Here is a 13,490-nt window from a genome sequence, read left to right as displayed (position 1 = left end):
CATTTTTTTGACACAAATGTACCTACATAAAAAAAAGAAAAGCCTGATTTAACAAGCTTTTGTCGAGTAGCTTATGTTGGCACTTTTGTGTCTTTGGACAGTTCGTTATATACATGTCGGTGGACAAGAAGATTGTCTACTTCGGCTACGGTACTTAAAAGGGTAAAGTTAACGGGTGGCCGTTAGCTTAATAAAAAGACAGCCGATCATCTAGACGGCTGCGATCGTGTATGGATTGATCGTTCCCCATAAGCGTAATGATGTTGCTTCAGTCAAAAATAACTGCAATCTTATTAACCTGCTCCGTAATTTATAGCGAGGTTACGAACTTCACCTCCGGAAAGCGGCTATCTGGTCCTTTCATTAAGATTCCGTCTTGATTTTTCAGATACATATCGAAGAAATTCAGCATATAGGTATTGGTAACAGAGTCCGCTCTATCGGGCTCAATCTTTCCTGTAATGCCCAGCATTTTGAAAATCGGAGAAATGAACTGTACGTCGGTAAAATTCAAATGCTCCGTATTTTCGATATAGAGGACTTGTCCCCCTTCGTCGACCGCTTTGCGCATCCGTTCAAGCTCCAACTTTTTATCTTCCGTTACTTGATCCTCCCACTCTATGGTTGAGCCCATACGGTTAATTTCTGCATCCGTGTAGACCCGGTTATCCATCACCATTTTTAATTTTTCGAAATAGCTTTCCGAGTTGAGGAACAAAAACGGCTTTCGCAGTCTCTCTCTTTCACGCAGACGATAAAGCCCTCCATCCAGATCTATGCCAACCGCGATTCGCGGATCGTAAGAAGCGTCATAAGCCGTTGCTCCGCCGATAGAATGACCGAACACCCCGACATGGTCGAGATCAATCCAGCCTTTTAGATGACTTGGAATCTGCCCCGATTGGATAAGCTCGAATTGGTCCAGCACAAACACCACATCTTCGGTTAAAACTTTCCCTAACTTGTCGCGATTTCTGCTTTCCGTCCGATAATTATGGTCAGGCGAGAATAAGTCGTTGGTTGTGCTGGTCGTGATTCGACCGTCCGGAAACTCGGTTGCAAATGTGTTGTAGGTGTGGTCGATCATTGCCACGATATATCCGTGACTCGCGAGATATTCGGCTTGCGAAGTGTGGAGGAATCTAGAAGAGCCGTTGCCGGGATTCCCAAGGATCAGTGGGTATGAAGTCTGTGCCGTAGAGATTTCCGCCTCCGAATATGCATAACTGGATACGTACTTCAGGTGTTGAAAAGTAAACCCGGGAAGACCATAGTTTGCGGCCATATAACTTAAAATCCGCGTATCGGGAATAAAAGCAGTTCGCTTGCCACTACCAGCTTGAGTCGGATACCATACCTGAACCATCAATTCTCTTTTACCCTCTCTTGCTTTATCAAAAATCTCTTCTCTATTGGTATCCACAAAATGAAACGTTTGCGTTCCTACCTTAAATTCCCCTGTCAGTTCAGGGAGTTTAAATACAGGAAAAGCATACATGAGAACAGCTGTTCCGACCAGCATGATCGCTATAGCGGTATAAGCTGAACCCAACAGGAATCGAGGGATTTTTTGAAAACTGGTTTTTTTAAAATAACTATAACCTGAAATGGCTAAAAAAAAGACCGTTATGCAATATGGGAAAAACAGCTGCACTCTGTATCCTTCTACCGTCCAATGAATGACCAGCAAAACTGCGGCGATCCCGCTTGCAACGAATACTGGAATAATACGCTGACCTTTTTTTAATACAACTGTTAATACAAATAAACTGATGTTTGACAAATATAGCAATAATTCAAACAATCTCATCTCAAGTCTCCTTTAAAAAAAATTCATTTTCATTTGTTCCAATCATTCCTGCCTAGCTAGCCTAACCCCCCTCCTTTTGCTGCTTCAGTATAAAGACGGTTTCTGAATCCAAAATGTATCAGTTTCGTTTCTGTAAACTGCTTATTAGCTTAATAAAAAGGCAGCCGATCTTTTGACCGGCTGCCTTCTTATTTTGATAGAGTTATCGTTTCCCATTATCTTAGCTTAATGGATCACATTCGTAGTCTTAATGCAACCTACCACTTATTCCATTAATCTCCCTTTACTTCATTATCATTCGGAATTAATTCATACAAGGCACGAACATCACAACCGATGGAATCGGCGATCGATATGGCAATTTTGAGTGGCATCACTCTTTTGTTTTCAATAAAGTCGTAAACTCGTTCCGGTTTAAAAAGCAAGTCTTTTGCCAGCCATTCCGCTGACTTCCCGGATTCCATCAATCGTTCATTCAGTAAGCAACGTCCTAGTTCAAATTTCAAGAAGTGATGACCTCCCGCATAAGATAATACTTAACCTTAAGCGTTGTCCATTGCCAGCATGAATATACTTCATAAAGGGTCCTATAACGATGAAGTTCCCCATGTTTCCTGTTAGTTCAATCTGAGGTTTTCCTATTTTCAGCCCAATTTTCCTGTTCACAATTGAGATTAATGATGCATAATAGCACTGTGTAGAAAATCTGCTAAATCCTCATTGCTATATTGATTAATGATGTTCATATCTCTCACTCCGTGCATATATAAGCAATAACGCCCCATCTCGTGGTCTATAACATCGTCCACCTTAAGAGTAAGTTAGGTCAGTTTTTATGGAGTATATTGTGTAAACAAGCTTATGCGCGCTTTTTTATTGTTATAGAACATATGGATTTGGTTTGAATGACAGACTCATTCTTTAATATAGGGCGTAAACCCTCTTGAATATAGGTTCTCCACTAACTTGAAAAATTCTTCTGACGATAAATCCTTTTGACGCTGGAGCCAAAGACGAAACAAAGAAAGAGCAGTTGTCAGGTAAAACTCAATGAAGTATGGCGTTAGTGATTGGTTTTGCGGAACGTTTAATTCTAATTGATTCAAAGCGATTTCTTTTTTTAAGCGTTTTAAAAAACGGACACTTCCATAATCACCCAAAAGGGCATTAAGAACCAGGAGATGTTCTTTTTTATCCAGACAATAGAGCGTGTCTTGAACCGTATCCAACGATAGCTCTTTATTTGCCAATTCTTTTTTCATTTCATTCAATAGGTCATTTTCAACAGAGTCTAACAATTCGTAAATGTCAGTAAAGTATTGATAAAAGGTGCTGCGGTTATATCCTGACTTATTCGAAATTTCCTGAATCGAAATTTTCTCAATCGGCTTTTGGCTATATAACTCACAAAAAACTTCTACAAACTTTTGTTTTGTTTTCTCCGTTATTTGGGGTTGCTTTTTCATGTTTCCCTCCTACTGGTGAATAAGAATACCATCCGACAAATCATAAAAAACTGATGGTTGATCAAGGAATAATGAAGATTTATAATCACATCATACAACACGTTGTCGGATAATCCAAAGGGAATATTAATAAGTTGGGGTGGTTTATATGTCAGCAAAACAAGATAGAATTTTAATTTTTGGTGCAGGTGTCATCGGGAGCATGTACGCAATTAAGCTTATTGAAGCAGGGTTTGACGTTAGCCTGTTTGCACATTCGAATAGATATACATCATTAAGAGAAAATGGCCTGCAGTATATAGAAAAAGGTACAGTTAGATCGATACAAGTGAATGTCATGGATACGCTCGAAAATGACGATGTATACGATTTTATTTTCGTTACTGTTCGTTATGATCGGTCCGAATCAGCATTGTTAGCGCTAAAAGATAATCAAAGCAAAAATATAGTTACGATGATTAGTAATTCAATTGGATTTTCTTCGTGGCTGGATATCGTAGGGGATAGACTTATACCAGCTTTTCCCGGCTTCGGCGGACAGATTAAAGATGGAGTATTACATGCGCGATTTCTACCAAAGTTTATAGCGGCAACTGCATTTGGAGAAATTAATGGTGTAGCGACAGAACGCATAGAAAACCTCGCAAAACTATTTAAAACAGCAAAGCTTCCCTACGTTATTAAAAAAGATATGCAAGCGTATCTAATCACACATTCCGTATCAGATATTGCCATGTTGAGTTTTTTGCATTCTGAGAATAAGATTATTGACAAAAAAACAGCCAGAACCAGAAAGACGGCACGCAAAATAACAGTCACTTTAAAAGCGTATCTTAGGGAAATACAAAAAGCGGGCGTTTTAATTGATCCTCCAATACTTAAAATGGTGCTTAAATTTCCAAACTTATTTTTGGATCTCTTCTTTATGACATGGCTACGAACTAAGATGGTTAGGGATATGATGTTGCCGGATTATGCGAATAATGCTAACAATGAGATTGTACAGCTGAGTAATGATTTAATGAAATTTTTAAGTCAACATGATATCAAATCGGAAATACATGTTCCGTAATTTTTTGTTAAAATAGTATGGTATTTTTTAATTTATTTTCATTAAATCCTTCAATCAGGCATTAATCTGAATATGAAAATCTAAATATATAGTTTTTTCGTAGCATCCTTGAATAAACTACCGGGAAATGATAATTGAACAGCGGCAGTCCAAGACTTTATTTATCAAGTCTTGGACTGTCGCTGCTTTATTATCCGGGACAGTCGGCTGATAAACGCATTTCAGTATTCAAAGTTTTACTCACACCTGGGGTGATTCCTATCTTGGTTGTGGTTCTTGCCTGGATGCTGGCTCATAATATTTTGTATACCTATATCTCTCCTTTCCTGGATGATATGGGGCTTGAACCCTATCTCGGACAGGTTCTGCTTGGTTTTGGAATTATGGCACTGGTGGGAATCTGGGTGATTGGGATTTTCATTGATCGTTGGTTGCGTCCGTTGGTTCTCATCAGTCTTACCGGATTTGCTCTGATATCTCTTGTACTAGGACTTTGGAGTGAGCATGGTACTATTATCTTCATTTCTGTTGCGCTGTGGGGGCTGACATTCGGTGGTGCGGCAACATTGTTGCAGACAGCACTTGCTCAGGCTGCGGGGAAGCAAGGTGTGGATATCGTGCTGCCTATCAATACCTTCTTGCTCTGTTTGTTGCCTGGTGTGCTAAAAGGCATGGATTTCGTCCATCCCAGATCCGTTAAGTAATCCGATTGCCATCCGTCTGCTATTGACTGTGAATTGTTCTTGCACGATCGTGGCAATCATTCATCGATTTGCACCACTGAAAATCATAAAATGCACCACCAAAAACCATAAATTACATTAGATCGATATGTGAACCAGGCGGAATCATGAATTTCGTCAGGTTTTTTCTGCATTCTGGCTTTTGTTAAATAAAAGTAGTCCAGGTAAAAATAAATGGATTATGTAACGAAGTATAAGTATACTTTACATTTGTTAAAAATCAGTTTATAATTTGATTCAAGAGGTGATGGTCATGAAGAAAGATTTCGGTGATTCGATATCCAATAAGGTTTATGAATATCGTGTACTTGCCAGAATGTCTCAGCAAGAATTAGCAGAGAAAGTCGGGGTTTCCAAACAAACCATTTTCGTAATGGAAAAAGGAAATTATGTGCCGACTCTGCTATTGGCTTTTCGAATTGCCGATTTTTTTAATGTTGATGTAAACGATGTTTTTACTTATTTGAAAGGAAATGATCAAAATGAAAATTAAGTCTATTTCTGATATCCATAACGCAATTTTTCACCCTTTAAAGTCCTGGGCTGAGCAATCTACGGGAAATTGGAATATTCTCATTGGAGTAGGTTTTTTACTGCTCATGGGTAGTGCGATTTTTACCTATGTATTTTATAAGAAGATTGGGCAAGACGATGAACGGACAAATAAAATCTTTTTGAAAAGCAGTTACTTTATGCTGTTGACAATTATTCTATGTGACATGATTTTTCCTAAAGAGTATATGTGGAACATCTTTTTCTTGTTCAAATATACGCTAGCGTTTTTAGCTGGTGGAATTTACATGGCCATCCAGTATAAAAAGGATTTGTCGTAAGGAAGGGTCAGAGCGAGGACCAGCTAAGGATGGGGATTAGACAATGTTGATAAATATGCTAACTAAGTGGTATGGAAGTTCAATAGGTGCAATCGGGTTGTAAAATAAATTGCTAAAATCAAAAATATCCTTTTATGTTCCTTCCCCCCTCTGCTTCTAGCGGCAATGGTTACATGTTCTTGTCCTTTGATCGCGACAAGAACATGTATTTATAAATCAAAAAAACCGCGCTCTGCCCCGCCTCTTATGAGACTATTATACCGTTGAGTGTATACAAACCATGTAATGCTTGCTGTTAATAATGCTGAAGAAATCAAGACTGTAAGAACACTATATGTTTGCCAAATAAGTATCGTTGGCCAATCTAATGCACAGCACATTATACACAGGGCAATCGTAGCCATCAGCAAAATAGCTGTTACGATTATTCGCTTTTTTGTCATTGGCTGCCGCCCATTCATTTTTCTTCTGCGTAATCCTAAGAGAAAGAACAGAACGGCCAATAGGCAAAAAATAATTGTGGTAGACGATAAAATGATGTCCAAAAGCTGTGTGCCGCTTATTTCATATGACTGCGTTAGATTGCCGTCTAATATAGCTTTAACTTTTAGTACCATGCTTCTATTGATATTTGCACCGTTGGTCAGCAAGCTGACGGCTGTTCGTTCATTTGGCAGTATGATCACTTCGGTTCCAAAATTAGGATTTCCCCCGGGGTGCTCTATAATCGTTTGGTTGGCGTTTACCGTCCAGCCCGCCGCATAATACATTTCGTTGACAGCCGGAACAGACATATCACCCTGATGTGATTTTTCGATAACCGTATGGAATATTTCGGGTATGTCCTTCACAATACCCATCTGTATGCCCATCCAACGCGCCATATCCTTTGTACAAGAAATGATGTAGCCTGCGGGTTTATTCCCGGAATAATCCGGCGCGTTATATGGAGTTGTCATAAAAAAGGAAGAACGGTAGCCCTGTGCCAACTGTCCGGTGGCTTGAGCATCTTCTTTATAAACATACGTCTGGTGAAGACCTAACGGCTGAAATACCTGTTCCCTCATAAAGTCTTCATAGCTTTGTCCCGACACAATCTCAATAACCAAACCCAATACGTCATAATTAACGGTCCCATAGTTGTACTGTTCACTGGGAGGGAACGCCAACTCAACATCTACCAGCATTTCCACAGTCTTTTGCAGCAAATCTGGTGTATTGCCTTGTGGAATATTTTGAGAATGCTTACCATTTGTTAGGCCGCTAGTATGGTGAAGAAAGTTATTGAGTGTAAGGCTTTGCATATCAACAGGTTTTCCTTGATACTTTAACGTAAACCAAGGTAAATATTTTTGGACAGTGTCAGTCATTGACAGCAGCCCTTGTTCCTCCAACAGCAGAATACCCATGCCGGTAAAGGCTTTACTGACCGAGGCCAGTTCATATAGTGTGTTCTCACTTGCAGACAACCCACTTTCACGGTCTGCATACCCGGAAGAAAAGTAGAAAATTTCATCATCAGCTAGTATCGAGATTGACATTCCCGGCACACCTGATATACGACGGGCATCATCCAGCAACGCGTGTATTGCCGCAGATTGCGTATCTGACAACGCCGCATAACTTTGTGTTGCGAATCCTGAGAATACTATAAGTATCGCTATTACACAAACAATAGTCTTTTTCATAAGCTCTCCATTTCGAGTAAATTAAGCGAGGATAATATAAACAACCAGTAGTACGCCTTATCTGCCTAATGCGTCGCTCCATTATACTTAATGCTAGACGTTCAATGATTGGATTACTATTGTAAAATTCACAGACCCATGTATATTATTTCTTGTTTCGCAAAAAAGACCCCTCTGATTACTTAGCGGAAAGGTCAATGGTTTAAATCTTATGTCTACAATTTTTCTGCTTCATCATTACTATTTTATTAGGTATCAGCGTTGGTCTAACGGCAAAAAGAAAGGAGACTAACCAAAATGGCTAGTCTCCTTTCTTTTATAAAAATTTCACCCTATTTTGATAAAGCTCAGTGTAGGCAAGCTTCATTAATCTTTCCATGTTACCTGCCATCCATATGACTGAAGTTTAAAGTATTTATTAAACTCCGCAACTACGGACTTCGCGTTCTCTTTCGATGTTGCATGAAATATAGTTATATCGACTATATTACAGTCTGAAATTTCCTCCAAACCTTTAAGTCTTGATGCATCTACTCCAATCTGCTTTAGACTCATACAATTTTTGAGTATTGTTAAATCTCCAACCGGATAAGTGAACTGCTTTAATTTCTTCAATTCTCCTATAACCTCTATATGTGATTCATCTATTGCACAGCTATCTGTCTCAAAAACCGTTAGATTTTTTAAAGCTTTTAAGAATGATAAATGTGGTATTGTCACTTGTTTGAGCTCTAGTTTTATTAACTTACTAAGGTTTGAAATATAAAGCAGGTCGCCAACCTCCATTTCTTCTAAACTTAGTTCCTTCAAATTTTTTATAGTTCCTATTAATCCCCTATCAATTGAGTTCATTCTACATAATCTCAAACTCTTTAATTTCTTTATATCTTTCAGTGTATGTATATCTTTTAATGGAAGTCCTATTAATGTTAGCTTCCTTAACCCATCTAAAGAAACCAAGTACTTCAAATCAGACTCTTTAAAAGCTTCTGATCCTATCACAAGTTCTGCTAAAGAAGCCAAGCGTTGAAGTACATCAAAATTAGTAATTTCATCCGCATGTATAATAAGTTCTTTAAGATTAACCATATGGGTTAAAATATCCAAAGATATTGCTCCGTATTTTTGAGCTTGATCCGCTCTAATAAATACCAGTCTCTTTTTTTTCAATGTTTTTGAAGATACAAAACCACTTTCAACATCGTCTTTAAAATACTCTTCCCAAAATCCGCTTACAGGGATAAGGCTGTTCTCTTCGATATTCAAATTAGTCAAAGCCAAAATATCATCTAACAAACTTCCACTTTCACGGGATAATATGATTACATCTTCTTCTTCACGAATACCAATACTACTATTTCTGAGACTCGAATCGATAAATTCAAAGAAATGTCCCAAACTTTCTGCAATAACATAGGAAAAATGAGAATTATGATCTATCGTGATAATTTGCCCATAAACGCCCTTTTCTCCGGGGTCTAAATCTATTGCCAAAAATGAGCCACCACCATCTTCAGCAAAAGGAATCCAGCCTTCTCTGTAGTTCCCGTCTTTTATTACATCTGATTTGCTGGATATAATATCGTAAGCTGATTCCAAAAGGGACTTCCAGTTACTTACTATCGATTCAATGTTCATCCAACCAAGACCAGCCATAACGCCAAAAATCTGCTCTCCTTCTCCATTAGAATTCATGTATAACTTTCTGAAATCTTCTGGAAATTTGCAGTTCATCTTGCTCTCGAAAAGATTTATTTCTGATTCCTCAACTGCTGGATTCAGTAATTCCTCTACATTTGGTATATGCGATTTTAATGTCTCGATAAGTAAACACTCTTCTTTTTTATTAGCTAATGACATATAGTGGCCCCCCTTCTACAGAGTCATAATAGTTTCAGTAAACATCCTTGGTTGATCATCTATCATTTTGTTATGATTCATCTTCAACAGTTCCATAAATAATTAATTCTATCTTACATATGGAGCATCTATTTCCCGATTTAGCAATATCGTATCATGAATTTGTAAATATTGTTGTATTAAGTCATATGAAAAAAACTAAGAGTCATCTTAGGGGTTAATTTTATCTCTATATAAACTTCATTCACAACTAATTTTCACCCTATTTAATGGTACGGTTCAGCGTAACATCTATAGAACGCAGACACCTACACAAACACCTGCACCATTGTCTCCACAAGCCGCGTTGGGTACGATTAATGCTTACTACGTTCAGCAAGCTGGCGATGCGCCTGACCACTCAATATTTGACACTACTGGAGTAACAGATGTTACTCCGTCGAACTTAACCTATGTTGATTATGCATTGAGCGTGGACGAGACATCTCCATGGACAGTACTTGAAATTCAAGAGATTGTTAATGAAGTTCATTCAGGACTCGTATTGACAGCGATCGGCACGGGGCTTTCCCATGCCGTTTTGAATTCCATTTTTATTCCCGTTCTTACCTTTGAGCTTAACTTAATGACCTTGCCTGTTTGGGTGTCCTTATTGTTTTTCTAAGTTTTGCTTGCTAAGCGACTCTATTCAGCATCATTCTGCTCTTCCAGCCATCTCAAAATCGCTTGGTTTGTTTCTTCCGGCTTTTCTTGCTGGATCCAATGACCGCAATCCAGATTGACCACTTCTGCATTAGGCACGAACTTTGTCAGGTTTTCAGACCTCTGGACCGTATCCCGGTCACCATAGATCATGAGGGTCGGCTGTACCATGAAAATGAAGGGGGTTGCGATTTTGGATGAGCTGTTTCATCCCTTCTTCATTTAGCGATTTGATTTATGCCTCGCATTTAAAACGTTCTGACTTTTGATGAGAATTAAACCCTAATTGATTGAGAAATACAGTAGCTCCTCTCTCCTATAGATCAGGGAAACAATAGACCCAGATTTATGCAGTACCAAAAATCCTTTTAACCATTCTTTTGTTATTTATATTTCCTTATTCTGTAATATATTTTTTGCAATGTTGAAATTTTAGCCCTTCTTCAGATGAAGCGATCAATATTCCAAGCCTTCTTAATCGTGTTTCTTCTTTCTTGGCGCTCATTACCCACCAGATTGAATCTCTTTTATAGGATGGTGATAAATTAGTGAAGAATAGCCAGGCTGTTTGATTTGCCTTGATTTGTTCTTCATATTCTTTGGCAAGTTCCACGTTTCTTTGTTCAGAGGAATAGCCTTGTGCATCGGTTCTGTTGTTAAAGACGTGCATTCCTTCTGGTCTCATCTTTCCAAACTGTATTAGTGCTTTTACCTTCTTTACGTTCACAGCACTCCATACACTATTTACTTTGCGCGGAGTAAAGCGAATCTTATAGCTTTGTTTATCAATGGTTTTTCGTATACCGTCAATCCACCCAAAACAAAGAGCGGCATCTACTGATGCAGACCAAGTAAGGCTTGCACGACCTGTACTTATCCCAAAATAGCCCACCCAAATTTCACTAGCTTCAGCATGATGTTCTTCTAACCAATCGTTAAACTCTTCTTGGTTGTTGAAAAAAACTACATCTCCCATTGTTCCAGCCATTTTAAAATCGCTTGGTTTGTTTCTTCCGGCTTTTCTTCCTGGATCCAATGACCGCAATCCAGATTGACCACTTCCACATTGGGCACGAACTTTGTCAGGTTTTCAGACTTCGCAACCACATCCCGGTCGCCGTAGATCATGAGGGTCGGCTGCTGGATGATTGGGTTCACTTTCGCCAATAAGCGCCAGTTGCGGTCAAGGTTCCTGTACCAATTTATGCTGCCCGTGAACCCTGATGTTTCAAAAGCGGAGACGTAAACAGCCAGCTCGCTTTCGCTCAATACGGGCTCACCGAGCGGTGTTTCTGCTCTGGCGAGATTGATCAACGCCATACCTGGCTCAGGTGCTCTGAGAGGCTCGTTCTTCCGGTACAGGTTGCGAAGGAACCTGTATGTATTGTCTTCGAATACGGCGTCCGCGACGCCTGGCTGTCGATTGAAGTGGACGAAATAGAAATCGCCGCCAAGTATTTCTTCCATGAACTCGATCCAGGGTTTTTCTCCACGCTCTTGGTAAGGCAAGCTCAGATTTATCACTTTATTGACGCGGTTTGGATGCAACAAGGTCAGTCCCCAAACGACGAATGCACCCCAGTCATGACCGACAAAGGTAGCGTCCTCGTATCCATAGTGATCGAGAAGCGCGATGAGATCACCCGACAAGTGTTCAATGTCATAGTCTGTTACTTCGGTCGGACGGGATGAGTTGCCGTAACCCCGCTGGTTGGGGACGATGACATGGTAGCCCGCTGCGGCAAGTGCGTCCATCTGATGGCGCCAAGAAAAGGCATGCTCTGGCCAGCCGTGGCAGAGTACAATAGGTTTTCCTGCGTTTTCTCGGCCTGCTTCAAACACTTCGAGTTCCACACCGTTGGCTGAAATAAGGGTGGGCTTGGGAAAATCGATTGGATTAAACATTGAATTAAAACCTCCTTCTTGTGATACTTGTAGTATAATGAATAAAAGGTGACATCTAGGTGTCACCTTTCTGAAATCATGTAAAAAAAGAGGGCAATTATGGACAAAGTGGAGAGACTCATTTCGATTATCATGATATTGCTGAAAAAAGAGGTTGTTTCTACAACGGAATTCTCACAACTATTCAATGTCTCCAAAAGAACGATCCTTCGCGATATGGAAACATTGAGCTTATCGAACATCCCGATCTACTCTGTCAATGGGGTCAAAGGGGGCTACGGCATAATGGATGAATACAAGGTTGATAAACGCCTTTTAAGCAGCTCCGATTTACAGAATATATTAACTGCGCTCGGCGGATTGGAACAAATCCTCCGTACTGAAGAAGTTGAAAGAACGATAAAAAAAATAGAGGCAATGGTTAGTCCATTGTCTCTAAATCGTTCCATTCAACTGTCGTTTTATGATTGGGAAGGTCGGTCCGAGATTCTTGAAACCTTAAAGACATATCAAGAATCCATTTCAAAAAAGAGGCTGGTTTCGTTTGATTATACAGATAAGGACGGGGCTGTAACGAATAGAATGGTCGAGCCCTATGAGCTGCATTTTAGCGAATCGAGTTGGTACTTGAAAGGATTCTGTTTACATCGACAGGGATATCGAACTTTCAAGTTATCTCGGATCGATCATATTACTATGGATGAACGCGCGTTTCATCCTAGAGACGATTGGTCAGAGCAAGTACACGAAGCAAATTATCTACCTGAATTCGTCACGATTAAGGCCTGGATATCGCCTAGCATAAAAGATCAAATCATCGAAAGGTATGGTCGAAGAAGTATTGAAGACCATAATTCTGGATTTTTATTAGCAACCATTTATGTCCCACAAAATCGTATGGGATTTCAACTTTTAGCAAGCTTCGGCACTCATCTAAAAGTTGTAGAGCCCAAAACCTATGTTGAAGACTTTCGAAATTATTTATATCAAATGATGGAGAACTATTCCTGATATATTTAGCATTAAAGCTTCAACCTTCAACTCAACTTTTCACCCTATTTATGGTACGGTTCAGCCCGATTTGTCTTCACCGTGGGATACATCTGTTCCAAGATTTCAGCCACGTTTAGATTCTATTGTGATTGTGCGCCTGAGTCTGAACCAGCTAATCTTCTCAACTGCTGTGTTGCGGTCCCCATCTGCAGTTTCCGGGCAATCTGCTTGTTGCGCATTCCTCTGATACCTTCAATAGTCCTCCTTGCTTCATTTAGAGTTATATATACTGGTTCTCTCAAATTAATCACGTAATCTAGTGCTCTGAATAATAAAAAAAGCCCGCAAGCTAGTTACCTGCGGCTTTGAATTTAGGATATGTTGTTATTTATTATTATCTCTCCCCTCTGCAACAAGC

The 13,490-nt window shown here is 39.5% G+C and carries 14 protein-coding genes; 6 read left to right on the top strand and 8 right to left on the bottom strand.

Going from position 1 to position 13,490, the window contains the following annotated elements; translation table 11 throughout:
* Positions 1 to 310 precede the first annotated feature (310 nt).
* The 3 genes from MKY54_RS16540 to MKY54_RS16530 all read right to left on the bottom strand — a co-directional run bounded on the left by MKY54_RS16540 (position 311) and on the right by MKY54_RS16530 (position 3,276).
* Positions 311 to 1,810 (bottom strand): dienelactone hydrolase, encoded by a 1,500-nt coding sequence (locus MKY54_RS16540; protein WP_339187162.1) that lies wholly within the window; start codon positions 1,808 to 1,810, stop codon positions 311 to 313.
* Positions 1,811 to 2,082: 272 nt separating this feature from the next.
* A complete protein-coding gene (locus MKY54_RS16535) occupies positions 2,083 to 2,316 on the bottom strand; it encodes a transcriptional regulator (RefSeq protein ID WP_076106729.1) in 234 nt (77 codons plus the stop codon).
* A gap of 408 nt (positions 2,317 to 2,724) precedes the next feature.
* A complete protein-coding gene (locus MKY54_RS16530) occupies positions 2,725 to 3,276 on the bottom strand; it encodes a TetR/AcrR family transcriptional regulator (RefSeq protein ID WP_339187159.1) in 552 nt (183 codons plus the stop codon).
* A gap of 148 nt (positions 3,277 to 3,424) precedes the next feature.
* Between MKY54_RS16530 and MKY54_RS16525 the strand changes: the two genes are divergently transcribed.
* The 4 genes from MKY54_RS16525 (at position 3,425) to MKY54_RS16510 (ending at position 5,924) form a co-directional block, all read left to right on the top strand.
* A complete protein-coding gene (locus MKY54_RS16525; RefSeq protein ID WP_339187157.1) occupies positions 3,425 to 4,348 on the top strand; it encodes a 2-dehydropantoate 2-reductase N-terminal domain-containing protein in 924 nt (307 codons plus the stop codon).
* Positions 4,349 to 4,482: 134 nt separating this feature from the next.
* Positions 4,483 to 5,052 carry an MFS transporter gene (locus MKY54_RS16520; protein ID WP_339187154.1) on the top strand — a complete coding sequence of 190 codons (570 nt, stop codon included), beginning with the start codon at positions 4,483 to 4,485 and terminating at the stop codon, positions 5,050 to 5,052.
* Positions 5,053 to 5,344: 292 nt separating this feature from the next.
* Positions 5,345 to 5,584 carry a helix-turn-helix transcriptional regulator gene (locus MKY54_RS16515; RefSeq protein WP_036677000.1) on the top strand — a complete coding sequence of 80 codons (240 nt, stop codon included), beginning with the start codon at positions 5,345 to 5,347 and terminating at the stop codon, positions 5,582 to 5,584.
* Positions 5,574 to 5,924, top strand: a complete 351-nt coding sequence (locus tag MKY54_RS16510; protein ID WP_339187151.1) for a DUF2178 domain-containing protein — start codon at positions 5,574 to 5,576, stop codon at positions 5,922 to 5,924. The genes MKY54_RS16515 and MKY54_RS16510 overlap by 11 nt, the downstream gene beginning before the upstream one ends.
* A gap of 209 nt (positions 5,925 to 6,133) precedes the next feature.
* Here MKY54_RS16510 and MKY54_RS16505 read toward each other — a convergent pair whose 3' ends face one another.
* The gene (locus MKY54_RS16505; RefSeq protein WP_339187149.1) at positions 6,134 to 7,612 is read right to left on the bottom strand and encodes a serine hydrolase; all 1,479 of its coding nucleotides are present in this window, start codon (positions 7,610 to 7,612) and stop codon (positions 6,134 to 6,136) included.
* Positions 7,613 to 7,978: 366 nt separating this feature from the next.
* Positions 7,979 to 9,472, bottom strand: coding sequence for an SMI1/KNR4 family protein (locus MKY54_RS16500; protein WP_339187147.1), 1,494 nt, complete (start codon positions 9,470 to 9,472; stop codon positions 7,979 to 7,981).
* Between the two features lie 328 nt (positions 9,473 to 9,800).
* Between MKY54_RS16500 and MKY54_RS16495 the strand changes: the two genes are divergently transcribed.
* A complete protein-coding gene (locus tag MKY54_RS16495) occupies positions 9,801 to 10,136 on the top strand; it encodes a hypothetical protein (protein WP_339187145.1) in 336 nt (111 codons plus the stop codon).
* Between the two features lie 20 nt (positions 10,137 to 10,156).
* Here the strand turns inward: MKY54_RS16495 and MKY54_RS16490 are convergent, their stop codons facing one another.
* The 3 genes from MKY54_RS16490 to MKY54_RS16480 all read right to left on the bottom strand — a co-directional run bounded on the left by MKY54_RS16490 (position 10,157) and on the right by MKY54_RS16480 (position 12,079).
* Complete coding sequence (locus MKY54_RS16490) at positions 10,157 to 10,345, bottom strand: alpha/beta hydrolase (protein WP_053781983.1); 189 nt, start codon at positions 10,343 to 10,345, stop codon at positions 10,157 to 10,159.
* A 226-nt stretch (positions 10,346 to 10,571) separates the two neighbouring features.
* Entirely contained in the window at positions 10,572 to 11,162 is a 591-nt protein-coding gene (locus tag MKY54_RS16485) for a YdeI/OmpD-associated family protein (protein WP_232061375.1), read from the bottom strand.
* Complete coding sequence (locus MKY54_RS16480) at positions 11,138 to 12,079, bottom strand: alpha/beta hydrolase (protein ID WP_076179403.1); 942 nt, start codon at positions 12,077 to 12,079, stop codon at positions 11,138 to 11,140. Before MKY54_RS16480 ends, MKY54_RS16485 begins: the two co-directional genes overlap by 25 nt.
* Before the next feature lie 99 nt (positions 12,080 to 12,178).
* Between MKY54_RS16480 and MKY54_RS16475 the strand changes: the two genes are divergently transcribed.
* On the top strand, positions 12,179 to 13,090 hold the full coding sequence (locus tag MKY54_RS16475) for a YafY family protein (protein WP_076126589.1): 912 nt from the start codon (positions 12,179 to 12,181) through the stop codon (positions 13,088 to 13,090).
* The last annotated feature ends 400 nt before the right edge of the window (positions 13,091 to 13,490 follow it).

This window comes from Paenibacillus sp. FSL P2-0121 (assembly GCF_037975345.1).
GTDB classification, from domain to species: domain Bacteria; phylum Bacillota; class Bacilli; order Paenibacillales; family Paenibacillaceae; genus Paenibacillus_AQ; species Paenibacillus_AQ odorifer.
This window is presented reverse-complemented; position numbering and strand designations above follow the sequence as displayed.